The sequence below is a fragment of the Aggregicoccus sp. 17bor-14 genome, from assembly GCF_009659535.1.
In the GTDB taxonomy this organism is placed as follows: domain Bacteria; phylum Myxococcota; class Myxococcia; order Myxococcales; family Myxococcaceae; genus Aggregicoccus.
In genome coordinates this window covers 120,105-144,166 of the sequence record NZ_VJZZ01000014.1, presented here as the reverse complement: position 1 = coordinate 144,166, position 24,062 = coordinate 120,105, and the positions used below count along the sequence as shown (strand labels likewise).

Here is a 24,062-nt window from a genome sequence, read left to right as displayed (position 1 = left end):
GCGCAGGTGCGCTCCGCGTGCCCTGCGGCTTGACCCGCCCGCCGCGCCGGGGCCAAAAGGCCCGCACGCCATGGCCCCTGCCCCGCACCCCGCCCCTCCCACCCCGCTCAAGCGCCTCGAGCTGCTGGCCAAGCAGCTGCTCGCGCTCGTGGGCGCGCTGCTCCTGTGGCGCCCGGGGCGCGCGCGCCGCGCGGCGCAGCTCTCGGCGCGCGCGGGCCCCTGGCGCGTGCTGCTGGTGCGCCCGGACAACCGCGTGGGCGAGGCCCTGCTCACCACGCCGCTGCTCGAGGCGCTGCGCAGCGCAGGCCCGGAGGGCGCGGCGATGGAGGTGGACCTGCTCGTGCACCAGAAGGTGGCGCGCGTGCTGGAGGGCCACCCGGCGGCGCGCCGCGTGCGCCCCTTCGACCGGCGCCGGCTGTGGCTGGGCCCCCTTGCGCCCGGCGTGCGCGCGCTGCGGCGCGAGCGCTACGACGTGGTGGTGGACTGCGCGAACTGGACCGCGCCCTCGGTCACCAGCGCGCTGGTGAGCCGGCTCGTCGCCCCGCGCGCGATGCTGCTGGGCCCCGCGCTGTGGCCGGTGCGCCTGCTGCACGACGTGGCGGTGCCGGCGCGCGCGGGCACCCGCAGCGAGGCGGCGCAGCGGCTGCACCTCCTCAGCGCCCTGCCCGGCCTCGCGGGCCCGGCGGCCGCCGCCCCCCGCCTCTCCTTCCGCGCGCCGCGGCTGCGCGAGGGCTCGCCTGCCGCGGCCCTGCTCGCGGGGCTGCGCGGCCGGCCCTACGCGGTGGTGAACCCGGGCGGGCGCATGGGCTGGCGGCGCGTGGACCCGCGGGTGTTCGCCGCCGGGGCGCGCGCGCTCGCGGCGCACGGGGTGCTCCCGGTGGTGACGTGGGGGCCAGGCGAGGAGGCGGTGGCCGCGGCCGTGCTGGCCGGGGCGCCGGGCGCGCAGCTCGCGCCGCCCACGGACCTGGACGAGCTGGCGGCCCTGATGGGCGGCGCGCGCCTCACGCTGTGCAACAACACCGGCCCGATGCACCTGTCGGTCGCGGTGGGCACGCCCACGCTCGCGCTGTTCCTGCACATGGAGCTGGAGCGCTGGGGGCACCCGGGGGCGCCGCACCGGATGCTGGACCTCACCCCGCTGCCGTCGGCCTCACATGACGACGCGGTGGCCCGGGAAGTGGCGGCGATGCTCGGGACGCAGGGCGGCTCGCGCGAGACGGGCTGAGGCGCGGCGGGCTAGCGGGCTAGCGCTGCGCGAGCGCGTCCGCGAGATCGAGCGGCTCGGTCTGCAGCCAGGGCGCCCCGATGCTCGCGAGCGCCTCGCAGTGCTTGCTGCGGCGGTCCGGGTGGCAGTGGCGCACGCCGTACACGTGGTGGCAGCCGCAGGCATCCACGCGCTTCTTCTTGCACACCGAGGAGGGGTAGCTCATCGCCGCGGCAGCGAGCTCGTCCGCCTGCGCGACCTGTGCCGGGGCCTCCGCCTGGGGCGCAGCGGCCGGCGCGTCGGTCGAAGCATCCACCAGCGCGGCCTCCAGCGCCGCGGTCTCCTGCTGCGAGACCTCGGGCGCGGCGGCCGGCGTCCGCTCCAGCGCCACGGGCGACGCCGCTCCGAGCGCCGCCACCATCACTGCTCCACCAAACCAGCCCATGCTCCTGCCCTCCGTCCCCGCCCCAACTCCCCACGTGCGTCAGGTGTGTGCATGCGCAATGCCGCCGGCAATCCGGCCCGGGGGGCGTAGCCGCGGGGCGGCGGGGGCGGCCGGGGCCGGGGGCGCGCGGGGTCCGGTGGCGGACAGCGGAGGGGCGCGCCACGACTGGCAGCGGACGTCTCCCGCCCCGGAGCGTGCCCGGCCGCCTGGGGGTACGCCGGGCACGCGGGCCCGCAGGGGCGCGGGAGGCGCCGCCCGGGGCCTCCGCGCGCGCGCCCGAGGCTGCAGGTTGTACAGAGGCGGCGGGCAAGACTTACCGCCGGAACCCGAACCTGAACCAAGAGGCGCGCATGGGCTGGAAGGAGACCCTGGAGCGGCAGGGCGAGGGGCACTGGGTGCTGCCGCGCACCAAGACGATGAAGGTGCACGCGGACCTGTTCCTCACCGACAAGCTGCTCTTCGGCGAGGGGCCGGAGGCGCCGGGCCTGCCGGGCCCGCAGGGCTTGGAGGAGAGCGTGTTCGACCAGGTGGTGAACGCGGCCTCCTTCCCGGGTGTCACCCGCGTGGCCGTCACCCCGGACTGCCACCTCGGCTACGGGGTGCCCATCGGCACGGCGGTGGAGACGGAGGGCATCCTGCTGCCCACGGCGGCCGGCTACGACATCGGCTGCGGCATGGTGCAGCTGCGCACCACGCTGATGGCCGAGGACGTGGCGGACGCGCAGAAGCGGCGCCGGTGGATCGACGAGGTGACGAAGCGCATCGCGGTGGGCGTGGGCGCGAGCCGCGTGCAGAAGCAGCGCAGCGTGAGCGCGAAGACCTTCGCCGAGGTGGTGCGCCACGGCGCCAAGGCGCTGGGCCGCACCAACAGCACCACCGAGCGCGACTTCCTCCCGGTGGAGGACGACCGCGTGGACATCCCCGAGCGCGCGGCGGGCAAGCGCGAGCAGCTGGGCTCGCTCGGCGGCGGCAACCACTTCACCGAGATGCAGGTGGACCAGGACGGCCACGTGTGGGTGATGCTGCACACCGGCAGCCGCGGCTTCGGCTGGAACATCGCGAAGCACTTCTTCATCGAGGGCGCGCACGCGCTCGGCCTGCGCCGCCACAGCGAGGACTTCGTGTGGCTGGACGCGGACAGCCGCATGGGCCGCGACTACTGGAACCTGCACAACATGGCCGCGAACTTCGCCGTCGCGAACCGGCTGATCATCGGCGAGGCGGTGGCCGCGGCGCTCGAGGAGGTGTTCGGCGGGACGGCGGACATCTACTACGAGATCTCGCACAACCTCATCCAGAAGGAGGCGGGGCGCTTCGTGGCGCGCAAGGGCAGCACGCGCGCCTTTCCCGCGGGGCACCCGGCGCTGCGCGGCACCACCTGGGCGGGCACCGGCCACCCCATCCTCATCCCCGGCTCCATGGAGACCGGCAGCGCCATCCTCTTCGCCGAAGCTGGCAGCGAGAAGAGCATCCACTCGGTGAACCACGGCGCAGGCCGCCGCATGAGCCGCGCCGAGGCGAAGCGCAGCTTGAGCCAGGGCGAGACCGACCGGCGCATGCAGGAGGCGGGCATCCTGCTCAGCACCCGCACGACGCCGCTCGACGAGAGCGGCCCCTGCTACAAGAACCTCGACGACGTGCTCGAGGCGGTGGAGGCGGCGGGGCTCGCGCGCGTGCACCAGCGCCTGCGCCCCATCGCCTGCATCAAGGGCGCGGACTAGCGCGCCCGTCCCCTCTCCCTCGCGAAGGAGGGAGAGGCGAGAGAGACGTGCAGCACTACTGCGAGTCGCTGGTGCCGCTGCCGCCGGTGCCCGAGGTGTCGCTCATGCTGCTGCCGGTGCTGCTGCCCGTGTCGCTCATGCTGCCCGCGCCGCCGGTGCCCGAGGTGTCGCTCATGGAGCCCGAGCCGCTGCCGCCGGTGCTGGAGGTGTCACTCGCGCTGCCGGAGGAGGAGTCCGAGCCGCTGCCGCCCGTGGCGCCCATCTTCATCTGCGAGCCGAGCTTGCCCAGCGCCGCGTAGGCCATCTGCCGGTGCATCGGCAGCTTCTGCGAGAGCTCGCTGAGCATCTGGGTCATCTGCGCGTCGGCGCTCTTCATCTCGGCCTGCGCGGCCATCACCTTGCCGATCGCCATGTCGTGCGCGGCGACCTGCGTGGCGAGGTACTTGGAGTCGAAGGGCGTGCCCTGCATCGCCTCCAGCTCCTCCATCGTGGCCTTGTGGGCCGCCATGGCCTTCTTCTCCATGTCGTTCATGGGCTTGGGCATGTCCGCGAGCTTCATGCCCTTGCTCTGCGCGTAGGACATGAGCTTCTGGTCCGCCTGGGTGTGCTCCTGCTCCATCTGCTGGGCGTAGCTCTTCACGTCCGCGTTCTGGCTCTTCTGCTGCGCGAGCTTCGCCTCCTTGATCTCGGACTGGTTGGTGAAGTGCAGGCGCTCCATGAAGGCCTTGGCGTCGGTGGGGATCATGAAGCCCATGTGCTCGGCCATGCCCTTCGTGGCGCCCTTCATCTCCTTCATCGACTTGTCCATCGACTTGTCGGCCTTGGATTCCATCTTGTTGGCCTGGCCCTTCATCTGGCCCTGCGCGGAGGCAGAGTCGCTCTGGGCAAAGGCGGAGGTGCCGAGGGCGAGAGAGCCGGCGAGGAGGGCTGCCTGGAGGGAACGCTTCATGGGGTGGTTCTCCTGGAACGGGGTGTGAAAGCCCATACGGGTTTGTACGGGTGGCGGGAGCAAGGTGGGCGCCCGCCACGGCCCACGGAAGGGTGGCCTGCCGACGGGCCTGCTTCCTCCCCTGCCCTGCGGGGGGCAGAGGCAGCAGCGCTCGCTGCGCCTGCCCGCCTGCACGGGGTGTCTCAGCTGGCGCGCGCCGCGCCGCGGATGTGGCCGTACTTGAGCAGCGCCACGAACACCGAGCCGCCCAGGATGTTGCCCAGCGTGGCGAGCAGCAGGAAGCGCCCGTAGCCCGCGAGGCTCGCACCCTCGCCGCTGAACACGCCGAGCAGCACCTCGATGGTGCCGGCGATGCAGTGGTGCAGCCCCAGCAGCCCGATGAAGAAGGTGGCGAGGAAGACGAAGAAGGTCTGGCTCACCGTGTCGCGCCCCGCCGTCACCAGCCAGCTGAGCAGCCCCATGAGCCAGCCGGCCGCCACCGCGCTCGCGAAGAGCACGCCGCTGGTGGGGTGCACCAGCTTCCCGGCGATGTGCCCGAAGGCCTGCGGTTCGGCCACTCCGAGCGCGGGGCCGAGCCAGGCGCCCGCGGCCGCGATGATCGCCGCGCCCACCAGGTTCGCCGCGTAGCACACGCCCCACAGCCGCAGCAGCTGCCCCACGCTCGCGCGCCCCGCGAACACCGGGAGCACCGCGGAGGTGGTGTGCTCGGTGAAGAGCGCCGAGCGCCCGAGCACCACGAACACGAAGCCCAGCGCGTAGAGCGCCGCCGCGCCGAGCTCCACCGTGGGCTCGGGCCACACGCCGCTGAACTTCGTGCGCAGCACCGCCATGGCGAGCGGCCCGAAGCCCAGGTCCAGCCCCGCCGAGAGGCTGGAGAGCGCGAGCGCCAGCACCGGGCGCTGCAGCTCCTCCTCCGCCTGGGAGATGAGCTGCTCGAGCACCGTGTGGTAGCTCTTCTGCGCCGCCTCGCGCGGGTGGTCCTCCTGCGCCTCGCGCTCGGCCGCCTCGTCCGCGTCCGCGGGCTCCTTCGGCTCCTGCGAGCTGCCCTTCTCGTCTTGCGCCATGCGCCCTCGCCGCTCCTTCCGGGGAAGCCCCCGGCTTCAGTGGCCTCCCGGATGCAAGTGGGCCCGCAGCGCCGCGCGGGCCAGTGCCCGCGTGACCAGCTTGCGCACCAGCACCAGCAGCGCGGCGGCGAGCACCCGCCGCCAGTCCGGCGCCCCGGCGAGCCGCAGCAGCCCCGCCGCCACCCACAGGTCCAGCATCATCGCGAGCCCGGCGCGGGGCGCGCGCGCCGCCGTCCCCGCGAGCGCGCAGGCGAGCCCCGCCATCGAGGCGAGCAGCGCGAGCGTGTCGAAGAGCGGGGCCATGGCGCGGCTCACGGAGGCGGGCGCGCGGCGCCGGCGCCAGAGGGCGCCTCTCCGCGGGCGCGCTCGATCTCCGCGCGCTCCTCGCCGATCTCGCGGCTCAGGAAGTAGTTGAGCGCGGTGCGGATGGCCGCCACCGCCGCCAGCTTGCCGATCTCCTCGAAGGTGGGCGCCACGGCGGTGCGCAGCAGGTCCGAGGCGAGCTGGAACTCGAGCCCGAGCGCGAGGAAGCGCCCCACGTCCAGGCGCACCGGGGTGAAGCGCGCGGCGCTGCGGGCGCTCAGGGCCGCCCACACGAAGCGCACGAAGCCCACCGCCGCGCCGCTGAAGATGACCAGCGCGCCGGCCGCCTCCACCAGGCGCACCAGCAGGAACACCGCCTGCCGCAGCCACTCCTCGCTCAGCACCCCGGACATGGGGTGCAAGCTGTGCACGCCCGCCGTGCGAGTCGAGGGACCCCCTGGAACCCTCTCCTGCCCCCCCGAAAACAACAGGGCCCCCGGCACGCAGCGCGCGCCGGGGGCCCCAGGGGAGCTGCCCGCGAGCTCGGAGGGGGGAGTCCTTACAGCGCGGGGAGCTCGAACGAGGTGAGCGTGAAGGCCACGTCCGCCTGGGCGCCGGAGCCCACGGTGGCGCTCGTCGGGTGGCCAGGCGTGGTGCTGAAGGTCGCGCCCGCGGCGGCCTGCAGGTCCACCTGGTAGCTGCCGGGCAGCAGGTACTTGAAGTCCGCGCTCCAGGTGCCGTCCGTGCCGGCGCTGAGGGCGAGCGGCTCGCGCGTCTCGGCGCCGGTGTCCGCGTCCACCGAGACGAGCACCGCCTCGAGCGCGCCCGCCTGCGAGAGCACCACGCCCTGGGCCGGGGTGACGGTGACCTTCACGTTGCCGCTGAGCTGCAGGTCCGCGCCCTTGATCACCGGGTGCATGACCCACTTCTTGTCCACGCCGGCCGCGTGGCCGAAGCTCTGCGCCACGTTGAAGTCCACCAGGATGACCTGCTGGTCACCCTCGCTGGTGACGGACACGTCCGCGTCCTTGTCGAACTTCACCTTGAGGCCGCTGGTGGCCAGGCTGGGCAGCTGCAGCGGGCCGTCCACGTGCGCGCCCGCGGGCAGGCCGGCGTAGTCCGCCGAGCTCGCGTAGATGCGGCTCGCCCCGTCCTCCTTCACCTGCACGTAGGCGCCCGTGATGACGAAGCGCAGCTCCTTGTAGGTGCCGGTCGGCACGCGCGCGTCCTTCACCAGGTCCGCGGTGTCGTTGGCCAGCGTGAGCAGGTCCGTGGTGACGGGCGTGTCGAGCAGCACCACGTCGCCCTTGCTGCCCTTGTCCTCGTCCTTCGCGTTGTCCGAGGCGGAGCCCTCGACGCTGCCCTTCAGGTAGACCTTGGAGATGGTGACGACGGCCTTCTCGAAGGTGTCGCCCGGGGCGTCCGTCAGCTTCACGGTCACCTTCTGCTCCCCGCCGCAAGCGGTGAGGGCGAGTGCGAGCAGCGTGGAGGTGAGGAACTTCGCGGTGCGCAGGTTCAACATGGTGTCGGAGTCCTTGGGGAGGCCCCGGCGGGACCGGCCGTCCGCATCCGGGGCGCTACTGGGTTACCCGCAAAAGACCCCCTTCCCCTCCCGCCGACCACGCGGCGCACGCCGGGCGGGTGGGAGGGGGAAGGTGCAGGTGAGGAGGGGGCGGCAGGCGCGCGCAGCGGGCGCGGAAAGGGCGGAGGCGGCCTGAAAAAGCAGAGGGCCGGTCCCCCCTCCCGGGAGCCCGGCCCTCCAGACATCGTCTCTCTCACCCGTGAACCCTGGCTGGAGCCCGCCCGCTTCTCCCGCGCCACGCGGGGCCCGCACCAGGCGGCCACCCCACGCGCGCATGAATGGGAGCTGCGAAGCGCGCCCCGCGGCAGGCTGCCCCGCGAGTGCCGCGACCCTTGAGCAGGAAGCCTGCCAAGGCGCGAAACCCAATCCTTCCAGCCACTTGCAAAGGCTGTCGGAGGGTTCTGTCCGGAATTCGGACAGGGAGCATGGGACATCCATGCTCCACTGTCCCCGTTTCGGACGGGCCCCCTGGGGCAGAGCTCCCCAGGGGAGGACGGCGCTAGTTCACGCTGACGGCGCTCCAGGCGGCGGCCACCGAGGCGTACTGGCTGCTCGAGGCGCCGAAGAGGTCCGCGGCCGCCTTGAGGGTGGCCTGGCGCGCGCCCGCGTAGTTGGTGGACGAGGTCATGTACACGGTGAGGGCGCGGTACCAGATCTTGGCCGCCGCATCGCGGCCCACGCCGGTGACGGTGCTGCCGTTGCAGGTGGGGCTGGCGGGGCCGCTGGCGGGGTTGGAGCCCTCGGCGATGAGGTAGAAGGCGTGGTTGGCCACGCCGCTCGAGTAGTGCACGTCCAGCGAGCCGATGGTGGAGACGTAGCAGTCCGGCGAGGACCCATCGAGGCTGGGCTTGTACATGTAGCGCAGCGCGTCCCCGGCGCGGCTCGGCGTGTAGGTCTGCTCGCCGATGAGGTAGTTCGGGTTGTTGCCGGCGTAGTACTCGACCATGGCGCCGAAGATGTCGCTGGTGCCCTCGTTGAGGCCGCCGCTCTCGCCGGAGTAGGTGAGGTTCGCCGAGCGGCTGGTCACGCCGTGGCTCATCTCGTGGCCCGCGATGTCCAGCGAGACGAGCGAGACGAAGGAGCTGCCGTCGCCGTCGCCGTAGGTCATGCAGAAGCAGCTGTCGGACCAGAAGGCGTTGTTGTAGCGGCGGCTGTAGTGCACGCGGCTGTAGCCCACGCCGCCCGCGTTATCGATGCCGTTGCGGCCGAGCACGTTCTTGTAGAAGTCGTAGGTCTTCGCCTGGCCGTAGTGCGCGTCCACCGCGGCGCTCGCGGCGTCCGCCGTGGTGCCGCTGCCCCAGGCGTTGTCCGCGTCGGTGAAGATGCTGCCGCCGCTGGTGCGGCTGTTCATGTTGAGGGTGTAGAAGCCGTTGCCGCGCGTGGTGTCGCGCAGCTCGAAGCCGCCCGTGATGCTGTTGGTGTTGAGCGACACGGTGCCCGAGTAGAGCGACTTGCCCGTGCCCACCGCGCCCGCGGTGTGGATGTCGTCCCACTGCTCCTGCACGCGGCCGGTGAGCGCATCCACCAGGATGTGGCGCTCGCTCGGGGTGCCGTCCTCGCGGAAGCCGTCCACGCGCACCTCGTACGCGAGCGTGGGCGCCGGCGTGCGCGCGTTCACCACCAGCTCCGCGCTGGAGCTGCCCACCTGGCCCGCGCCGAAGGCGGCCTCGGCGGTGACGGTGGCCGCGGCCGCGTCCACCTTGGGCTCGAGCGAGAGCGGCGCGAGGTTCACGTCGTTGCCCGAGAGCTCCTCGAGCGTGCCGCCCGCCGAGAGGTGCAGCACCACGTCACCGCCGATGACGCGCAGCCCGCGGTGGGCGCGCGCGAAGCGCACGTGCTCGCGGCCCGAGTCGTCCGCCACCGCGGCGCTCACGTCCAGGTCCGCCGCGTCGAAGCGCGAGGCCAGGCCCAGCCCCTTCACGCTCTGCAGCGCGCGCGTGGCGGCCGCGGTGCGCTCCGCGCCCATCAGCTCGCGGGACGAGGAGAGGGTGGCGCTGCTGCTGCCGGCGTCGCCGCAACCGGCGAGCAGGAGGGTGGTGAGGGCTGCGAGGAGGGAACGCTTCATGCGGGCAGGCTCCGATGCAGAGGTGAGCGCTGCCCCTGAGCAAGAAGCCGGCCCGTTTCCGCGAGCCAGGAGTTCTGCGGCGTTACGAAAATTCTCCGCGAGCACTGACCGAAGTTCGGACAGCGGAGCGGGACACGCGCACTCCACCGTCCGCCTCCAGGGCAGGCCCTCTATGCATTCGAGGACATCTCCCTACACGGGCTGCCCTGTTTCAGGTCGCGGAGTCGAGGCGGGGGCGGCGCGCGTCGAGGCCCTGCAGGGTGTGCAGCAGCTCGCCGGGGCCCCAGGGCTTGCGCAGCAGGGCGTGCATCAGGCCCGCGGCCTGGGCGCTCTCGAAGGGGCTGAGGTCCAGGTGGGCGCTGACGAGGATGCGGCGGCAGCGCGGCCAGCGGCCCGCCACCTCGCGCAGCAGGTCCACGCCGTTGCCGTCCGCGAGAAGGAAGTCGGCCACCACGAAGTCGAAGTCCTGCGCCTCCAGCAGGGGCAGGGCGTCGCTGCGGCCCAGGGCCACCTGGCACTCGAAGTGGCCGCGCAGCTCGCGCTGGACCGCCCGGGCGAGCAGCGCCTCGTCGTTCACGAAGAGCACCGAGCTGCGCACCGGCATCAGCCGCCTCCTGGGTCACGGTTGTCCAGAGTTCGTCCCATCCCCTCTCTTCTAATGGCCATCCCCCCCGGGTGCGTCGCCCGCGCGGATGGGCGCTCCCTCGGTGTCGGGGCAGGGATGGGGGCGGTGGGTGGGGGGGTTGGGGAGGCCGGATGCCCGGGCGCGCGTGCCTGCCCACCTTCGGGGCATGCGCATCCACCACCTCGACTGCATCACGATGTGCCCTCCCGGGGGGCGGCTGATGGACGGGCGCCCCGGGGCGCACGGGCCCGCGGAGCTCGCCTGCCACTGCCTCCTGCTGGAGCTGCCGGACCGGCTCGTGCTGGTGGACACCGGCTTCGGGCTGCAGGACGTGCTGCGCCCGCGGCCGCGGCTCGCGCCGGTGTTCCTCTACAGCCTGTGCCGCCCGCGGCTGGTGGAGGAGGACACGGCGGTGCGGCAGCTGCAGCGGCTGGGCTTCGCGCCCGAGGACGTGACGGACATCGTGCTCACGCACCTGGACTTCGACCACGCGGGCGGCCTGGACGACTTCCCGCGCGCCCGCGTGCACCTGCTGGAGCAGGAGGCGCGCAGCGCGGTGGCGCAGGGCACGCCCCTGGACCGGCGCCGCTTCCGCCCGCAGCAGTGGCAGAGCGTGGGGCGCTGGCTGCCCTACCCCGAGCAGGGTGAGCGCTGGTTCGACTTCGAGGCGGTGCGCGACCTGCAGGGGCTGCCGCCGGAGATCCTCCTGGTGCCGCTGCCCGGGCACACGCAGGGCCACGCGGGCGTGGCGGTGAAGCGCGGCGACGACTGGCTGCTGCACGCGGGCGACGCGTACTTCTTCCGCGAGGAGATGAACCCCACCCACCCGCGCTGCACGCCGGGCCTGCGCTTCTACCAGCGCCTGATGGAGAAGGACCGCGCCCTGCGGCTGGGCAACCAGGAGCGGCTGCGCGAGCTGGTGCGCCGCCACGGCGAGGAGGTCACGGTGTTCTGCGCCCACGACAAGGTGGAGCTGGAGCTGCTGCAGCGCGAGGAGGCGAGGAGCGAGCTCCTGCTGCACCCGCCCACGCGCGCCCCGCTCGGCTGGACCGCGCCGGGGCCGCACCTGCACTCCTAGGGCGTCCTACCCGCGCTCGAGCCGCTGCGCCTCGCCCTCCAGCTGCGCGGCGAGCGACATGCGCGCGTCCGCGGCCACGGAGTCGCCCAGCCCCTCGAGCGCGAAGGCGTCCTCGTGCACGAGCTGCGCGAGCGCGCGCACGCGGGCGGGGTGGCCGAGCAGCTCGGCGGCGCTGCGCGGGTCCACGGAGGTGAGCACCTCGTACTCCATGCCCAGCAGCTCGCGGCAGCTGTCTCCCACCAGGGCGCGCGCCTCGGCGTGCTGCTTCGCGCGCCGCTTCTTGAGCAGGGACGCGAGCGCGTCCGCGAGCTGCTCGATGAGGCGCTGGATGTAGTCTTTCTGCTGGATGCTCATGTGGCGCAGCTCCCCCCGGGTCGGCTACCGGAGCCCACGTTATGCGCTCGGGCGCGCATGTCACGTGCGGGGTGGGCTTTTCGTGCGCTGGCGCGCGGTGGTATCCGCTTCGCTCCCATGCGCCCCCTCCACGTTCTCTCCGGCCTCCTGCTGCTCACCGCCGCCTGTAGCCACGCGCCCAAGCAGAGAGCACTCCCTTCCGACCCCGAGGTCCCCTACGTGGAGCGCGTGCGCGAGGCGCTGCGGGCGCGCCGCGAGGAGCTGCACGCGTGCGCGGCCACTGCGCGCGGTCAGGCCACGCCGGATGCCGCGCTCATCACCAGCCCGCTCTACGTGTCGCCGCTGTTCGCCTATGTCCCGCGCAGCTCTCGCTCGCCCTTCTTGAAGGCCTTCGAGCAGTGCGTGGTGGAGCGGCTGCGCAGCCAGCCCCCGCCTGCGCCGACGGGCGAGTACGCGGCGGCCTGGGTGCGCTTCCAGTTCGCAGCGGGGGGGCAGCAGCCCGTGCTCGAGGTGAGCGGCACCGCGCCGGAGCGGGTGAACGCGGAGCTGCAGCCCGGCACCCTCCCCGACCCCGCCCGCGACGTCTTTGCCTACTCGAAGGAGGTGTCGGTCAGGCACCTCAGCGGCGAGCCCATCCGGTACACGCAGGAGGCGATGGTGCGCGGCGTGGAAGGGGTGATGGTCGTGAAGTGCGTGGTCACGTGGACGGGCACCCTCGAGGACTGCCGCATCGTGAAGCCGCTGGCCTACATGGAAGAGCCCGTGCTGCGCTCCCTGGCCACCACGCGCTTCGCGCCGGCCACCTTCGAGGGGACGCCCATCAACGTGGACTACACCCTCACCATCCAGCTGCGCCTGACGCGCGGAACCCCTCCATGAACCGACCCCTGCTCCGTTCCGCGCTCGCCGCGCTGCTGCTCGGCGCCGCGTGCAGCCATGCGCCCGCGCCGGCGCGCGCGGGGTGGGTGCCGCCCGCGGTCTCGTTGGACCTCGACCCCGCCTACGCGCAGCACGTGCGCCAGGTGCTAGGCGGGCGCAGCGACGAGCTGCAGGCGTGTGAGGCGCAGGCGCGCAGCCAGGGCGCTCCCGAAGAGGCGCTCGCCACCAGCCCGCTCTACGTGTCGCCCGGGATCGCCTACTTCCCACGCAGGTCGAGCTCGCCCTTCCTGAGCGCCTTCGAGCAGTGCCTTCTCGAGCGCCTGCGCCGCGAGCCGCTGCCGGCCCAGGTCAGCCTGGAGTACGCGGCCGCCTGGGTGCGCGTCCGCTTCACGCCCGGAGGCCCGCCGCCTTCGATCGAGGTGAGCAACCGCGCGCCCGATCGCGTGAACGCGACGACACTGGCGCCCGGCACCGTCCCCGACCGGACCCGCGACGTCTACGCCTTCCGGGAGCAGCTCGGACGGCCCCGCCGCCTCAGCGGTGAGCGCATCCAGTACACCCAGGAGGCGCTGGTGCACGGCGTGGAGGGCGTGATGGTGGTGAAGTGCGTGCTCACCTGGGCGGGGACCCTGGAGGACTGCCGCATCGCGAAGCCGCTGCCAGACATGGAGGAGGCCGTGCTGCGCACCCTGGCCGGCTCGCGCTACACCCCGCTCACCTTCGAGGGCACGCCCCTCAACGTGGACTACACCTTCGTCATCCAGCTCAAGCATCCCCGGTGAGCGCCCCCATGACCCGACTCCCGCTCCGCTCCGCCCTCGGCCTCTTGCTGCTCACCGCTGCGTGCAGCAGCCTCGCCCCCGCCGTGCGCCTGCCGTCGGGCCCGCAGCAGTTCGACGAGCCTCCGTACTCGGCCGACGTGCGTGCGCGCATCGTGAGGCACAACGGGGACGTGTACGCCTGCTACCAGGAGGCCGCCGCGCAGAGCGCGCCGCAGGGCCCCGACGCGCCGTCCGCCGTCCGCTACGACCGCGCCCGCAACCGCTTCCTCTTCGCCGGTCCTCCGGACGCCGCGGACGAGAAGGCGCGGCCGCTCTCGCCCTTCGCCCTCGCCTTCGAGCGCTGCCTGGGTGCGCGCCTCTCGGGGTGGATCCCCTTCAGTCCCCCGGACGGCGTGAGCGTCAGCGCCTACTTCTACTTCCTGCCTCCCGGCAGCGCGCTCCCGCCCCCGTCGGAGGCTCCGGCACGTGAGCGGCCGCCGTCCATGGATCCCGCCTGGAACAGCCCCCTCTTCGACGAGGGCGGGGCTCGCGGCTTCGTGGACGTGGCGGAGATGACCACGCCGCGCAAGCTGGCCGGCCGGCCCATGCAGTACACCCAGGAGGCTCTCGCGAAGCACGTCGCGGGTGTCATGCAGGTGCGCTGCCGCATCACCGTCGAGGGCACCCTGCGCGACTGCGCCGTGCTGCGCTCGATTCCCGAGCTGGACCAGATGGCGCTCGACGCCTTCGCCACCCACCGCTACACGCCCGTGCTCTACCGCGGCAAGCCGCTGGAGGTGGACTACACCTTCACGGTGCAGTTCAACGTGCCCAAGGGCTGAAGCCCCCGCCCCCTCAGTCGCGGTGCCCCAGCGCGCGGTCCAGGTTGAACGCCGCGCTGATGAGCGAGAGGTGGGTGAGGGCCTGGGGGAAGTTGCCCAGCGCCTCGCCCGAGGGGCCGATCTGCTCGGCGTAGAGCCCCAGGTGGTTCGCGTAGCCGAGCATGCGCTCGAACATCAGGCGCGCGTGGCCCAGGTACTTGCGCTCGGCCACGCCGGCGCGGGTCATCGCCTCCACGAGCCAGAAGGTGCACAGGTTGAAGGTGCCCTCCACGCCCTCCAGCCCGTCCGGGGTGCGGTCCAGGTCGTAGCGGTACACGAGGCTGTCGGACACGAGGCCGCCGTCCTTGGGCATGCGCAGCGTGGCCTCGAGCGTCTTGAGCAGGCGCGGGTCGCCGGGGCTGATGAAGAACACCAGCGGCATGATCAGGTTCGCCGCGTCCAGGGAGTCCACGCCGTACGCCTGCAGGAAGGCGCCGCGCTCCTCGCTCCAGCCCAGTTCGAGCACCTCCTCGTAGATCTGGTCGCGCACCTCGAGCCAGCGCCGCCGGTCCGCCGGGAAGCTGCGCTTGTCCGCGAGCCGCAGCGCGCGGTCCAGCGCCACCCAGCACATCACCTTCGAGTACACGAAGTGCTTGCGCCCGCCGCGCACCTCCCAGATGCCGTCGTCCTGCTCGCGCCAGTGGTCGCACACCCAGTTCACCAGCCTGCGCAGGTGGCGCCACAGGTCGTAGCTGATGGGCACGCCGTGCTTGTTGTACAGGTACACCGAGTCCATCAGCTCGCCGTAGATGTCGAGCTGCAGCTGCTTGTACGCGTCGTTGCCCACGCGCACGGGGGCACTTCCCTTGTGGCCGCTCAGGTGCGTGAGGTGCTCCTCGTCCAGCACGTGGCGGCCGTCCAGGCCGTACATGATCTGCAGCGAGCCATCCGGCCCCAGCTCCTTGCAGCGCTCCTCGAGCCAGCCCATGAAGCGCCCCGCCTCGCGCGTGAAGCCGATGCGCAAGAGCCCGTACACGGTGAAGGCCGCGTCGCGGATCCACGTGTAGCGGTAGTCCCAGTTGCGCTTGCCGCCCATCGCCTCGGGCAGGCTGCAGGTGGGCGCGGCGACGATGGCCCCCGTGGGCTCGAAGGTGAGCAGCTTGAGCGCCAGCGCCGAGCGGTGCACCACCTCGCGCCAGCGCCCCGTGTACGTGCAGCCGCCCACCCAGTGGCGCCAGTAGGCCACCGTCTCCTGGAACATGGCCTCGCCCTTGGCCTTGTCGAAGGCGCTCGCGTGGCAGGTGTCGCGGTCGCTCTCCTCGAGCGAGAACACCGCCACCTCGCCCGCCTCCAGGCTGAAGCGCGCGACCGCCGCGCGGCCCTCCACCTTCAGGGGCACCTGGCTCGCGAGCGCGAGGCACAGGGACTCGCACTTGAAGCGCACGCCGCCGGGGATGCGCTCCGCACGGTGGGGGTCGCGGGCGAAGTCGCACGCGGGCTCGCAGTGCAGCCGGAAGCTCATGCTGCCGCGCACCACCCGCACCGCGCGCACCACGCGCCGCTGCTGCTTCAGCTCCGCGTCCAGCACCATGAAGTCGTAGAGCTCGCCCACGCCCTCCTCGGAGAGGAAGCGGGTGACGAGCACGTTCGTCTCCGGCCAGTAGAACTGCTTGCGCACGTGCCCGCGCTGCTCGGGCGCGATGCGGTACAGCCCTCCCTTCACCGGATCCAGCAGGTGCGCGAACACCGCCGGGCTGTCGAAGTGCGGGTAGCACAGCCAGTCCAGCGTCCCGTCCGTGCTCACCAGCGCGCAGGTGCGCAGGTCGCCGATGACGCCGTGGTCCTCGATGGCCGCGCTCTTTCGCGGGACCCAGTCGTCCTCCGCGCTCGCCACGTCGCGCTCTTGTCTCGGAGCATCCATCAGCGCGCGCCCTCCGGCAGCGGCCGCGCGAGCGCGCGCACGGGCGAGCCGTCCGCCCCCACCAGCCGCAGGGGCAGGCACAGCAGCTCCACCTCCCTCGCCTCGCGCGGGAGCGCTGCGAGCGCGAGCCCCTCGATGACCACCACGCCTGCCTCCAGCAGTGTGCGATGCACCGCCGCGCCATCCGCGTGAAAGCCGGCCACGGAGAGGTAGTCCACCCCCACGCACGCCACCCCCGCCTCCGCGAGCACGCGCGCCGCGTCCAGCGACAGCCCGATGAAGTCCTCTTTGAAGGGCTGCTCCCACCAGGGTCCCTCGCTGTTGCGCGTTCGCAAGAGCAGGCGCTCGCCGCGCTTCGGCGCCGCCTCCTGCAGCGAGCGCGCGCGCACCTCCGGCGCATCGTCCAGGTGCAGCACGCGCGCAGGGCCCAGCAGCGCGCGCAGGTCCAGCGCGTCCACCGCACGGGCCCCGGGGATGAAGTGCAGCGGCGCGTCCACGTGCGTGCCGCAGTGCGCGCTCATCCGCAGCTCGGTGACGTTCGCGGGGTCGCCTTGGTGGATGTTCGCGGTGCGCGCGTTGCGCAGCGGCGGATCCTCCGGCCACACCGGTAACCGCGGCGAGATGGGCACCGAGAGGTCCACCCAGCCCTCGGAGAGCGCGCTCATCTCCCGGCCTCCGTGAAAGTGAGGACGTGCTTGATGCCGCCTCCGAGCCCCTTGCGCAGCAGCTCGGGGGCCTCCTCGGGGCGGTGGCGGTGGGTGATGAGCTTCGCGAGCTCGCCGGGCCAGCGCGCCTCGAAGCGCCCGAGGTCCGCCACCGCGGCCGCGAAGGCATCCGGCCCCGCGTTCACCGTGCCCAGCGCGAGCTGGTTCTTCATCACCAGCCCGCGCATCAGCTCCGCGCCGGCCAGCTTCAGCGGCTCCTTGCGCCCGGGCACGCCGGTGAAGACGAAGACGCCGTTGGGCCCGAGCACCTTCAGCACCTCGAAGGCCGTGCTCGAGGCCCCCGCCGCCTCGTACACCAGGTCCAGGGGCCCTGCGCGCGCGGGCAGCTGCGAGGCCGGCACCTCCTGGCTCGAGAGGTAGCGCGCGCCCACGCGAGAGGCGGCCTCCGCCTTCGGGTTGGGCGCGGGCGTGCGCGCGTACACGTGCACGGAGTAGCCCGCGCGCAGGAGCGCCATCGCGCCCAGCAGGCCCACCGGCCCGCTGCCCAGCACCAGCGCGCGCCGGCCGCTGCGCATGTCGCGCGGGCCCGGAAGGCGCGCCTGCACCGTGTCGACCGTGAGCAGCGCCTTCTCCGCGATGGTGAGCGGCTCGGTGAGCACGCCCACCGGGCGCAGGGTGCGCTCCACCTTGTGCAGGTACTGCGCGTCCTCCACCCACTGCTCGCACGCGAAGCCGTGTGCCCCCGCGATGCCGCGCTCCGTGTAGTCGCCCGTGACGCAGTAGTCGCTGCGGCCCTGGCGGCAGGGGAGGCAGCCGGTGTGCGGGCAGGGCCTGCGCACGCGCGGGACGACGAGGTCTCCCTTCGCGAAGCCCTGCACGCCCGCCCCTGCCTCCAGCACCTCGCCGAGGCACTCGTGGCCCATGATGAGGAAGTCGCTGCCGCGCGGCGGGGTGCCGTAGAGGAAGGAGGCGATCTCCTTGTCCGTGCCGCAGATGCCCACCTCGTGCGTGCGCACCCGCACCTGCCCCGGCGCGAGCGGCCCCGGCTCCGGCGCATCCACCATCTTCAGCGTGCGCTGCTGCGGAAACACGGCGAGCGCCTTCATCACGGGCCTCCTTCATCCCCAGTTACGCAGCCCGGGGACACAAGGGATTCAGATGGGGACGCGGGGCGCGGGGCCGCAGCGCTCGGACCATGGAGGGCCCGCACGCCTGCTCGCTCGAGGCCTCAGCCGCTGTTCGCCCAGGTGATGGCGCCCACCCCGGGATGTCCTCCAGGTCTCAGGCTGCTGGGCTTCTGCAAAGTTCCTCTCGGTCGCACATGACGGCCCCTCTTCGGGAACGCGAGACTCCGGCCCGAGATGAGAGCCCTCCCAAATCACCTGTGCCTCACGGCGTCGCTGCTTCTCGGTTGCGCGACGACGCGGACGGAAGCCCCACCCCGGCCGGTGTGGCCCTCGCCGCGGGACCTCGTCCGCGTGGAGCCTGTGCCAGGACTCAGCCTTCTCGCGCCGCCGATCCTCGCGGAGGGTGAGGCCCACGGGACCGCCTCGAGCGGAGGGTGGTGCCGCCCCGCGCATACGATGCCGTCGGCACCGTGGCCCATCAACACCGTCAGCTACAGCTGCATGTGGGATCAAACCGGGGCCAGCAGATATCTGTCGTTCGTGTGGCATGCGAGCGCCTTCGAGGCGACAGCGACGCCGGCCGAGAAGCTCGAAAGGCTCAAGCAAGACCTCGTCAAAGGCATACCGGTGGAGGAGCTCAGGCCGTTGCCCGCGCCCTGGTCTGGCTGGGAGTGGCGAAGTCGAGCGCAGGGAGACATGCTCCGCGACCGCTGGGTCATCGCGGGCACCGGCCTCGTGATGCTCCAGGCGGTATCGCTCGAAGCGGATCCCTTCCCTGAGGCCGAGTGGTTCCTCGACTCCCTCGTGGTGCAGGGCACGACCGCAGAAGATCTCTAGCTGGCACAGGTCTCAGCACCGCTAGAGACAGAAGCCCACGATGCCTGCGTCGCAGCACGAACGCTCCGTGTAGCAGCCACGCGGAGCGGGACAGCGGAGATCGTCGAAGACACCGGGCGAGACTTCGCAGGGGATCTCACAGAACGAGCCCGCCACCTGAGGGGATGGCTGGCACTTCTGGAACTCGTTGCAGTCCCGGTTGCTCGTGCACGGCGCATGGAGGCGCTCGAGGCTCTCCTGCGGAACGCGGCGCGCTCCAATGTAGGTGAGATGCCGGATGCACCCGAGGAGGCCCACCAAGCAAAGCGCCAGCACCGAAGCCTTCGTCCGCAGCGAGCCTCGCGCCCAGAGGCTCCGTGGATCCAGGATCATGGAAGGCAAATTAAGCGAGATGGATGACTCAAAGCACTTCGGGGATCGCCCGCACACGCCGCACGCAGACTTCACGCGACCGCGCGACTAGGCTGCGCGCGCCTCTGCCATGCGCCCCGTTCCCTCCGACGCTCCGCCTCCGCGCAACGCCGCCCTCGTGGGCGCCGCTGCGTTCACGCTCATTGCGCTGCCCTTCCTCTTCTTCGGGCCCTGGCTCCTCAACGGAAAAGGCCTCGTGCAGCTGCAGTGCGCGTCCGGTGGGCCCTGCGAGCTCACGCGCTCGGGCTACCTTACGACGGAGGAGGTGACGCGCTTCACCGTCGCGGAGCTGAAGGGCGCGCACGTGGAGCGCGGCCGCTCCTCGCGCAGCGCGGGCAACAGCATCTTCCGCGCGAACGTGGACACGAGCGCCGGCTCCTTCCCGCTCGCGTACCAGTGGGCCGTGGACTCGGATGAGGCGCCGCAGCAGGACGTCTCGCGCGTGCTCGCGTTCCAGCGCGATCCCCGGCAGGGACTGAGCCTCCGTCACGACGACCGCGAACCCTTCGCGCGCGTGGGAGGTGCGTTCACCGGCGTGGGCGTGGTGTCGTTGGTGGGCGCGATCTACCTGCTGGTGCGCGGACTGCGGGCGCGGCGCGTTCAGTCGCCCTGAGCCGGGTGACGCACCATCGGAATCCCGCGACGGGTGGGCGATGCGTCTCGAGTGGAAGGACCCTGAGGTGGGCACGCGGCAGTGCCCCCACCCGTGCCCGCTGCCCTGGCCTGAGGGGGGGACGGGAGAAACGGAGGAGAGGCCGTAGAGCTCCGCACGGCGCCAAGCGCTGCCGGCACGCCACGCCGCCCCGTGTGCCCAGGTGGGCTACCCTCGGCACCCCTCCTCGGGGCAAGAGGCCGCGCCGGACGAAGCGTTCCGTCCAGCCCCCAGCCGGTCCCGGGTGGGCGCTGGAATGAAGCCTCCTTCCACGCCCGGCGTCCCCCCGACAGCACCCTGGAATGAAGCTTCCATCCAGGCCTTCCGTGCGCCGGAGGGGGGCCTAACCCCTGTAGATTGTTCCGGAAAACCCCCGACATCTCAGAACAGGAGCGCGCGACCTCGCGCCCGGGAGGCCCCTCTCCAGGTCCCCCGGAGCGCCGCGCAGGCCGGCGCCCGCCCGCGCTCGGCCGCCCCGACAGTGCCCGTCCCATCCCTCCTTCCGCCAGGAGCCCGCGGCGTGCGGAGGTAGGGCATCCGTTGCGTGGAGTGCCGTGAATCTCCGTGACGCGGAGGTGCCGAGTCCACGCACCTCCTTCCTGGACGAGGCCACTCGCGCCAGCTCCTGCGCCGGCGGGAGCTCGACTGCGTGTGGAGCGACTCAGGTGGGGACGAAGCGCTTCGGGACAGGCTCGACGTCGTTGCTGCTTCGCAGAGCGCGCGACGCGGAGCAGCCCTGCAGAGGGGCGCCTGCCGGGGAACAATCCGACGATTCGTGGAAGCATCCGGGGGCTGTAGGGATTACAAGGGTCTGACCGGGAGCCGGGGTGGACATGCCACGCCCGCCGCTGCCCGCCGTTCGAGCTGCTCGCCTCTGTGGGGTGCGCGGCCCCTCCTCACCCCCGAAGGTCCTTTTGCCCGAGAAGACTGAACGCCGTATCGCCCTGTTCCTCGACTTCGAGAACCTCGTGACCAACACGGGGCTCAGCGCGAGCAACTTCGACCTCCAGGCGCCGATGGACCGCCTGCTGGAGAAGGGCAAGGTGGTGTTCCGCCGCGCCTACTGCGACTGGAGCCGCTTCCGCGACGCCACCCGCACGCTGCACGACCACGGCGTCGAGCTCATCGACGTGCCGCCCAGCACCCGCGCGGGCAAGAACGGCGCGGACATGCGCCTGGTCATCGATGCGCTCGAGCTCTGCTACGCGCGCGAGAGCATCGATACGTTCGTCATCGCCTCGGGCGACAGCGACTTCTGCCCCCTCGCGTACAAGCTGCGCGAGAACGGCCGCACGGTCATCGGGCTCGCGGTGCGCGACAGCACGAGTCCCCTCTTCGTGAAGGCCTGCGACGAGTTCATCTACCTCACGGGCCGCGCGGGCGAGGGCGGCCGGCGCGGCGGCGGCAGCAGCCGGCGCGGGGGAGGCCGGGAGCGCGAGCGCGGCGAGAAGGACAAGGCCGAGGCGGGCAGCAGCGCGAAGGGCTCCGAGAAGGGCGGCGAGAAGGAGAAGAGCAGCAAGGGCCAGGTGCCGCGCCACGTGCGCGACGTGGTGGCCAACCTGCTCGCGCGCGCCACGGGCCCGCTCAACCCCTCCATCATCAAGGAGACGCTGGTGCGCAAGGAGCCGGACTTCGATCCGCGCGACTACGGCTTCAGCACCTTCGTGAAGCTGCTCGGCGCGCTCGAGCGCGACGGCCTGCTCAAGATGCAGCAGCTCAAGGGCAAGCAGTGGTACGTGCTGCCCGGCGAGCACATGCCGGACTCGAAGCACGACGCCGAGAGCAGCTCCGGCCACGACGAGCCCGAGGGCAGCGCCGGCGCCGAGGACGACGAGGAGTCGTACCCGGATCCGGAAGACGACCTCTAGGCTCTGGCCTCTAGGTCGCGGCGCGCGGCAGGTGGACCTCGAAGGTGGTCCCCTCCTGCGCCGTGGAGTGCACCGCCACGCGGCCCCCGTGCGCCGCGGCGATCCGCTCCACGATGTACAGCCCCAGCCCGAGGCTCTTCGCCTCGGGCTTCTCCTCGGCTCCGCGGCGGAACGCCTTGAACAGGTGGGGCAGCAGCTGCGCCGGGATGGGGGCGCCCGGGTTGTGCACGCTCACGCACAGCTCGTCCGGTCCGCCGCGCACGCAGACCTCCACCGCGCTGCCCGGCGTGCCGTAGGTCAGCGCGTTCTTCAGGAGATTGGCGAGGACCTGCATCATGCGTGCGGCGTCGAAGTGCCCCACCGTGTCACCCTCGCGGCGCAGGATGAGCTCTCGCTCGGGGAAGGTGCCGCGGTGCTCGTCCATCACCCGCGCGGCCGTGGTGTAGAGGTCTCCGCGCGCGCGCGTCACCGGGATGCCGCTGCCCAGCTGGGCCTGGGAGAGGTCCAGCAGGTCGCTCACGATGCGGCTGGCCCGCTCCGAGGCGCTCGAGATGCGCGCCGCGGTGGTCTGCACGGCCTCGTCGGGGCTCTGCGCGCGCAGCCGCCGCGCCGCCATCTGCACGGCGTTGAGCGGGTTCTGCAGGTCGTGGCTCACGATGGCCGCGAGCAGCTTCTGGAACTCCTGGGCGCGCTCCGCGCCGTGCTGCAGACGCTTGCGCTCGGTGATGTCCTCGGTGACCTTCACGAAGCCGATGGGGGTGCCCTGGTCGTCGTGCAGCACGTGCAGGGAGACCTCCGCGTCGAAGGCGCTGCCGTCCTTGCGCCGTCGCACCCCCTCGCCGGTGTAGCAGCCCTGCTCGAGCGCCTGGCGCATCTCCTGCTCGGGGCGCCCGCGCTCCTGGTCCTCGGGGAGGAAGAGCATCCGGAAGTGCTGCCCCACGGCCTCCTCGGTCGTGTAGCCCTTGATGCGCCGGGCGCCCTCGTTCCAGCTGGTGATGCGCCCCTCGAGGTCCATGCCGAAGATGGCGTAGGTGCGCGCGCTCTCGACGAGGTGTCGGAAGTGCGCGTCCACCTCCTGCCTGGATCCGAAGCGGCTCACGCGCAGCTCCCGGTCGGTGCACCGTTCAAGGAGGAGACGCGGCCGGGGACTCGCCTGCCTGGAGCCGGCCCAGCTCGTCGACCGAGGCCGAGAGCAGCACGCTGTCGCTCACCGAGGAGACGAGGCGCGTGGGAACCTCGAGCCTCCCGGCGTGGAAGTAGTTCCAGTACGCCCCGACGCGGTCCGCCGTCTCCGAGGCGAGCTTCAGCTGCAGCGCCTCCACCTTCCAGCTCTCGGAGTCGATGACCAGCCCCTCCACGGTGCCCAGCGACTCTCCGCCCGCCGCCACGACCGTGCGGCCCGCATGGATGCGCTCGGTGAAACGCATGTGCCTGCTCCTTCCCGCCCCGCGAGGACCCCTCTCCTGAACGTAGTGCCTCCACCTCTGCCGGGACAGCGCGTGCCGAGCGCTCTGGCGCCCTGACGCCAGGCGTACGAGCGCTCGCGCCGGGCTAGCGCGCGGACACGGGGACGAGCGCGAGCCAGCAGTACCCGCAGCGGGTCGCCGCGCGCATCCCGGTATGGCCGCAGTGCGGGCACTCGCGCTGCTCGGGCTCGGGCCCCAGCCCGAGCCCCTCCACCAGCGCGGCCCAGGCCGTGAGCAGCCGCTGCGGCTCTTCCAGGACCGGGTCCGCGGAGGCGGCCGGGAGCTGCCGCTGCACGGCGGCGAGGAGCTGGCGGATGCGGGTGTCATCGAACATGGGAGCCTCCCTCCACTGCGTGCAGGTCTCGCGACCGGGCGACGGTGGAGGCCGGGGATCCGCCGCCCCGGGGTCGGTCGTGGCGGCGGGGGGCGCGCAGCGGCGGCAGCGGCGCGACGCGCGAGGTGAGGCTCGCATCGCCGAAGTCCAGCAGTTCCAGCTCGCCGTCCAGCGGCGCCACGAAGTAGCTCAGCCAGAGCTCGCCGAAGAGCTGGCGGTGGTCGCCGGCGTCGAGCCCGGCCAGGTTGCTCCAGGGCGTCTCGCCCTCGCCGATTTCGTGCACGGCGGCCGCCGCCTCGGCGAGGCAGAGCAGGTGCATCCCCACGCCCAGGCGCATCTCCTTGGGGAGCCGCTGGTAGGCCGGGGAGAGGTGGGCGGGAACGACGACGCGGTACGAGAGCATGGCGGACCTCGGATGGCCCGCCTCGCTCGTCGCAGGGGAGGTCAGCTGAAAGGGGAGCTTACCCCCACAGGATAACCACCCCGGCCGTGCGCCGCCGCGGCCCTATGGAGCACACGCGCTCCAATGCTCCACCCTACTGGAGCAGCCACGCTCCACCCCGGGCCCGGCCCTTCCCCGCAAGCCCGCGGACTTGCGGGCCCGCGGAGGCTGGCGCGGCGGTTGCTCTGGCGAGCGCCCGCGCTGGAAGCAAAAGGTCTTGGCGCAGTCGCTTCACCGTCTCTCCCTCGCCCCGCCCGAACCCGCGGACGCATCCACACCCCGAAGCCCGACACAGCGCCCTCCCTCCTCGGAGGGCCCGCGCTTCGGGTGGGTGCGAGGTCAGTTTCGAGAGAGGGCTCGCAGGGACGGCCGGGTCCCCGAGGGCCTGTCAGGCTCCAGCGAACACGCGGTGCGCCTGCACCGCAGTGCGAGGTGCGCGCGGGGCGTGGGGCCCTTACACCCCGCTGCACCCCTCACACCCGGAGCCC

General features: G+C 72.5%; 25 protein-coding genes. 9 read left to right on the top strand and 16 right to left on the bottom strand.

The features are described from left to right. Positions 1-70 precede the first annotated feature (70 nt). Positions 71-1,225, top strand: coding sequence for a glycosyltransferase family 9 protein (locus FGE12_RS24010; protein WP_153868910.1), 1,155 nt, complete (start codon positions 71-73; stop codon positions 1,223-1,225). Positions 1,226-1,244: 19 nt separating this feature from the next. Here FGE12_RS24010 and FGE12_RS24005 read toward each other — a convergent pair whose 3' ends face one another. Beyond that, the gene (locus FGE12_RS24005) at positions 1,245-1,649 is read right to left on the bottom strand and encodes a hypothetical protein (RefSeq protein ID WP_153868909.1); all 405 of its coding nucleotides are present in this window, start codon (positions 1,647-1,649) and stop codon (positions 1,245-1,247) included. Positions 1,650-1,999: 350 nt separating this feature from the next. On the opposite strand from FGE12_RS24005, the gene FGE12_RS24000 reads away from it, so the two are divergent. Further along, positions 2,000-3,370: an RtcB family protein gene (locus FGE12_RS24000; protein ID WP_153868908.1), complete on the top strand. Its 1,371-nt coding sequence runs from the start codon at positions 2,000-2,002 to the stop codon at positions 3,368-3,370. Between the two features lie 55 nt (positions 3,371-3,425). Here the strand turns inward: FGE12_RS24000 and FGE12_RS23995 are convergent, their stop codons facing one another. The 7 genes from FGE12_RS23995 to FGE12_RS23965 all read right to left on the bottom strand — a co-directional run bounded on the left by FGE12_RS23995 (position 3,426) and on the right by FGE12_RS23965 (position 9,937). Further along, a complete protein-coding gene (locus tag FGE12_RS23995) occupies positions 3,426-4,319 on the bottom strand; it encodes a DUF4142 domain-containing protein (RefSeq protein ID WP_228531037.1) in 894 nt (297 codons plus the stop codon). 182 nt (positions 4,320-4,501) lie between these two features. After that, entirely contained in the window at positions 4,502-5,383 is an 882-nt protein-coding gene (locus FGE12_RS23990; RefSeq protein WP_153868907.1) for a formate/nitrite transporter family protein, read from the bottom strand. Between the two features lie 36 nt (positions 5,384-5,419). Further along, positions 5,420-5,686, bottom strand: a complete 267-nt coding sequence (locus FGE12_RS23985; protein ID WP_153868906.1) for a hypothetical protein — start codon at positions 5,684-5,686, stop codon at positions 5,420-5,422. An 8-nt stretch (positions 5,687-5,694) separates the two neighbouring features. After that, positions 5,695-6,099, bottom strand: coding sequence for a DUF1622 domain-containing protein (locus FGE12_RS23980; protein ID WP_153868905.1), 405 nt, complete (start codon positions 6,097-6,099; stop codon positions 5,695-5,697). Between the two features lie 146 nt (positions 6,100-6,245). Further along, a complete protein-coding gene (locus FGE12_RS23975; protein ID WP_228531036.1) occupies positions 6,246-7,208 on the bottom strand; it encodes a DUF4382 domain-containing protein in 963 nt (320 codons plus the stop codon). Between the two features lie 559 nt (positions 7,209-7,767). Then, positions 7,768-9,333: a M4 family metallopeptidase gene (locus tag FGE12_RS23970; RefSeq protein WP_153868904.1), complete on the bottom strand. Its 1,566-nt coding sequence runs from the start codon at positions 9,331-9,333 to the stop codon at positions 7,768-7,770. Between the two features lie 211 nt (positions 9,334-9,544). Beyond that, positions 9,545-9,937, bottom strand: a complete 393-nt coding sequence (locus FGE12_RS23965; protein ID WP_153868903.1) for a response regulator — start codon at positions 9,935-9,937, stop codon at positions 9,545-9,547. A 187-nt stretch (positions 9,938-10,124) separates the two neighbouring features. Here FGE12_RS23965 and FGE12_RS23960 point away from each other — a divergent pair, with 187 nt between their 5' ends. Continuing rightward, a complete protein-coding gene (locus tag FGE12_RS23960; RefSeq protein WP_153868902.1) occupies positions 10,125-11,036 on the top strand; it encodes an MBL fold metallo-hydrolase in 912 nt (303 codons plus the stop codon). A gap of 6 nt (positions 11,037-11,042) precedes the next feature. On the opposite strand, the gene FGE12_RS23955 is transcribed toward FGE12_RS23960, so the two are convergent. Next, positions 11,043-11,390, bottom strand: a complete 348-nt coding sequence (locus FGE12_RS23955) for a hypothetical protein (protein ID WP_153868901.1) — start codon at positions 11,388-11,390, stop codon at positions 11,043-11,045. Positions 11,391-11,507: 117 nt separating this feature from the next. Here FGE12_RS23955 and FGE12_RS23950 point away from each other — a divergent pair, with 117 nt between their 5' ends. Genes FGE12_RS23950 through FGE12_RS23940 form a run of 3 tightly spaced genes read left to right on the top strand, consistent with a single transcriptional unit; the run spans position 11,508 to position 13,872 of the window. After that, on the top strand, positions 11,508-12,269 hold the full coding sequence (locus FGE12_RS23950) for an energy transducer TonB (RefSeq protein WP_194798210.1): 762 nt from the start codon (positions 11,508-11,510) through the stop codon (positions 12,267-12,269). Continuing rightward, positions 12,266-13,051: an energy transducer TonB gene (locus FGE12_RS23945; RefSeq protein ID WP_153868899.1), complete on the top strand. Its 786-nt coding sequence runs from the start codon at positions 12,266-12,268 to the stop codon at positions 13,049-13,051. The genes FGE12_RS23950 and FGE12_RS23945 overlap by 4 nt, the downstream gene beginning before the upstream one ends. Before the next feature lie 8 nt (positions 13,052-13,059). Beyond that, a complete protein-coding gene (locus FGE12_RS23940; RefSeq protein ID WP_153868898.1) occupies positions 13,060-13,872 on the top strand; it encodes a TonB family protein in 813 nt (270 codons plus the stop codon). Positions 13,873-13,885: 13 nt separating this feature from the next. Here the strand turns inward: FGE12_RS23940 and FGE12_RS23935 are convergent, their stop codons facing one another. Genes FGE12_RS23935 through FGE12_RS23925 form a run of 3 tightly spaced genes read right to left on the bottom strand, consistent with a single transcriptional unit; the run spans position 13,886 to position 17,543 of the window. Continuing rightward, positions 13,886-15,772, bottom strand: a complete 1,887-nt coding sequence (locus FGE12_RS23935; RefSeq protein WP_153868897.1) for a glycoside hydrolase family 15 protein — start codon at positions 15,770-15,772, stop codon at positions 13,886-13,888. Beyond that, positions 15,772-16,437 (bottom strand): cyclase family protein, encoded by a 666-nt coding sequence (locus FGE12_RS23930; protein ID WP_153868896.1) that lies wholly within the window; start codon positions 16,435-16,437, stop codon positions 15,772-15,774. The genes FGE12_RS23935 and FGE12_RS23930 overlap by 1 nt, the downstream gene beginning before the upstream one ends. Continuing rightward, positions 16,434-17,543 (bottom strand): glucose 1-dehydrogenase, encoded by a 1,110-nt coding sequence (locus tag FGE12_RS23925; protein ID WP_153868895.1) that lies wholly within the window; start codon positions 17,541-17,543, stop codon positions 16,434-16,436. The genes FGE12_RS23930 and FGE12_RS23925 overlap by 4 nt, the downstream gene beginning before the upstream one ends. 522 nt (positions 17,544-18,065) lie before the next feature. Between FGE12_RS23925 and FGE12_RS23920 the strand changes: the two genes are divergently transcribed. The 3 genes from FGE12_RS23920 to FGE12_RS23910 all read left to right on the top strand — a co-directional run bounded on the left by FGE12_RS23920 (position 18,066) and on the right by FGE12_RS23910 (position 21,332). Continuing rightward, positions 18,066-18,401, top strand: a complete 336-nt coding sequence (locus FGE12_RS23920; RefSeq protein ID WP_153868894.1) for a hypothetical protein — start codon at positions 18,066-18,068, stop codon at positions 18,399-18,401. 481 nt (positions 18,402-18,882) lie between these two features. Then, positions 18,883-19,425, top strand: a complete 543-nt coding sequence (locus tag FGE12_RS23915; protein WP_153868893.1) for a hypothetical protein — start codon at positions 18,883-18,885, stop codon at positions 19,423-19,425. 953 nt (positions 19,426-20,378) lie between these two features. Beyond that, positions 20,379-21,332, top strand: coding sequence for an NYN domain-containing protein (locus tag FGE12_RS23910; RefSeq protein ID WP_228531035.1), 954 nt, complete (start codon positions 20,379-20,381; stop codon positions 21,330-21,332). 10 nt (positions 21,333-21,342) lie between these two features. Here FGE12_RS23910 and FGE12_RS23905 read toward each other — a convergent pair whose 3' ends face one another. From FGE12_RS23905 to FGE12_RS23890, 4 genes are all read right to left on the bottom strand, one after another. Then, entirely contained in the window at positions 21,343-22,431 is a 1,089-nt protein-coding gene (locus tag FGE12_RS23905) for a PAS domain-containing sensor histidine kinase (protein ID WP_153868892.1), read from the bottom strand. A 25-nt stretch (positions 22,432-22,456) separates the two neighbouring features. After that, positions 22,457-22,759, bottom strand: a complete 303-nt coding sequence (locus tag FGE12_RS23900) for a PRC-barrel domain-containing protein (RefSeq protein WP_153868891.1) — start codon at positions 22,757-22,759, stop codon at positions 22,457-22,459. A gap of 124 nt (positions 22,760-22,883) precedes the next feature. Further along, complete coding sequence (locus tag FGE12_RS23895; RefSeq protein WP_153868890.1) at positions 22,884-23,132, bottom strand: hypothetical protein; 249 nt, start codon at positions 23,130-23,132, stop codon at positions 22,884-22,886. Continuing rightward, positions 23,122-23,535: a hypothetical protein gene (locus FGE12_RS23890; RefSeq protein ID WP_153868889.1), complete on the bottom strand. Its 414-nt coding sequence runs from the start codon at positions 23,533-23,535 to the stop codon at positions 23,122-23,124. Before FGE12_RS23890 ends, FGE12_RS23895 begins: the two co-directional genes overlap by 11 nt. Positions 23,536-24,062: the final 527 nt, after the last annotated feature.

Coding starts and splice junctions, on each gene's coding strand:
- FGE12_RS24010 (WP_153868910.1), top strand. CDS start 71: ATGGCCCCTGCCCCGCACCCCGCCCCTCCCACCCCGCTCAAGCGCCTC.
- FGE12_RS24005 (WP_153868909.1), bottom strand. CDS start 1,649: ATGGGCTGGTTTGGTGGAGCAGTGATGGTGGCGGCGCTCGGAGCGGCG.
- FGE12_RS24000 (WP_153868908.1), top strand. CDS start 2,000: ATGGGCTGGAAGGAGACCCTGGAGCGGCAGGGCGAGGGGCACTGGGTG.
- FGE12_RS23995 (WP_228531037.1), bottom strand. CDS start 4,319: ATGAAGCGTTCCCTCCAGGCAGCCCTCCTCGCCGGCTCTCTCGCCCTC.
- FGE12_RS23990 (WP_153868907.1), bottom strand. CDS start 5,383: ATGGCGCAAGACGAGAAGGGCAGCTCGCAGGAGCCGAAGGAGCCCGCG.
- FGE12_RS23985 (WP_153868906.1), bottom strand. CDS start 5,686: ATGGCCCCGCTCTTCGACACGCTCGCGCTGCTCGCCTCGATGGCGGGG.
- FGE12_RS23980 (WP_153868905.1), bottom strand. CDS start 6,099: ATGTCCGGGGTGCTGAGCGAGGAGTGGCTGCGGCAGGCGGTGTTCCTG.
- FGE12_RS23975 (WP_228531036.1), bottom strand. CDS start 7,208: ATGTTGAACCTGCGCACCGCGAAGTTCCTCACCTCCACGCTGCTCGCA.
- FGE12_RS23970 (WP_153868904.1), bottom strand. CDS start 9,333: ATGAAGCGTTCCCTCCTCGCAGCCCTCACCACCCTCCTGCTCGCCGGT.
- FGE12_RS23965 (WP_153868903.1), bottom strand. CDS start 9,937: ATGCCGGTGCGCAGCTCGGTGCTCTTCGTGAACGACGAGGCGCTGCTC.
- FGE12_RS23960 (WP_153868902.1), top strand. CDS start 10,125: ATGCGCATCCACCACCTCGACTGCATCACGATGTGCCCTCCCGGGGGG.
- FGE12_RS23955 (WP_153868901.1), bottom strand. CDS start 11,390: ATGAGCATCCAGCAGAAAGACTACATCCAGCGCCTCATCGAGCAGCTC.
- FGE12_RS23950 (WP_194798210.1), top strand. CDS start 11,508: ATGCGCCCCCTCCACGTTCTCTCCGGCCTCCTGCTGCTCACCGCCGCC.
- FGE12_RS23945 (WP_153868899.1), top strand. CDS start 12,266: ATGAACCGACCCCTGCTCCGTTCCGCGCTCGCCGCGCTGCTGCTCGGC.
- FGE12_RS23940 (WP_153868898.1), top strand. CDS start 13,060: ATGACCCGACTCCCGCTCCGCTCCGCCCTCGGCCTCTTGCTGCTCACC.
- FGE12_RS23935 (WP_153868897.1), bottom strand. CDS start 15,772: ATGGATGCTCCGAGACAAGAGCGCGACGTGGCGAGCGCGGAGGACGAC.
- FGE12_RS23930 (WP_153868896.1), bottom strand. CDS start 16,437: ATGAGCGCGCTCTCCGAGGGCTGGGTGGACCTCTCGGTGCCCATCTCG.
- FGE12_RS23925 (WP_153868895.1), bottom strand. CDS start 17,543: ATGAAGGCGCTCGCCGTGTTTCCGCAGCAGCGCACGCTGAAGATGGTG.
- FGE12_RS23920 (WP_153868894.1), top strand. CDS start 18,066: ATGTGGGATCAAACCGGGGCCAGCAGATATCTGTCGTTCGTGTGGCAT.
- FGE12_RS23915 (WP_153868893.1), top strand. CDS start 18,883: ATGCGCCCCGTTCCCTCCGACGCTCCGCCTCCGCGCAACGCCGCCCTC.
- FGE12_RS23900 (WP_153868891.1), bottom strand. CDS start 22,759: ATGCGTTTCACCGAGCGCATCCATGCGGGCCGCACGGTCGTGGCGGCG.
- FGE12_RS23895 (WP_153868890.1), bottom strand. CDS start 23,132: ATGTTCGATGACACCCGCATCCGCCAGCTCCTCGCCGCCGTGCAGCGG.
- FGE12_RS23890 (WP_153868889.1), bottom strand. CDS start 23,535: ATGCTCTCGTACCGCGTCGTCGTTCCCGCCCACCTCTCCCCGGCCTAC.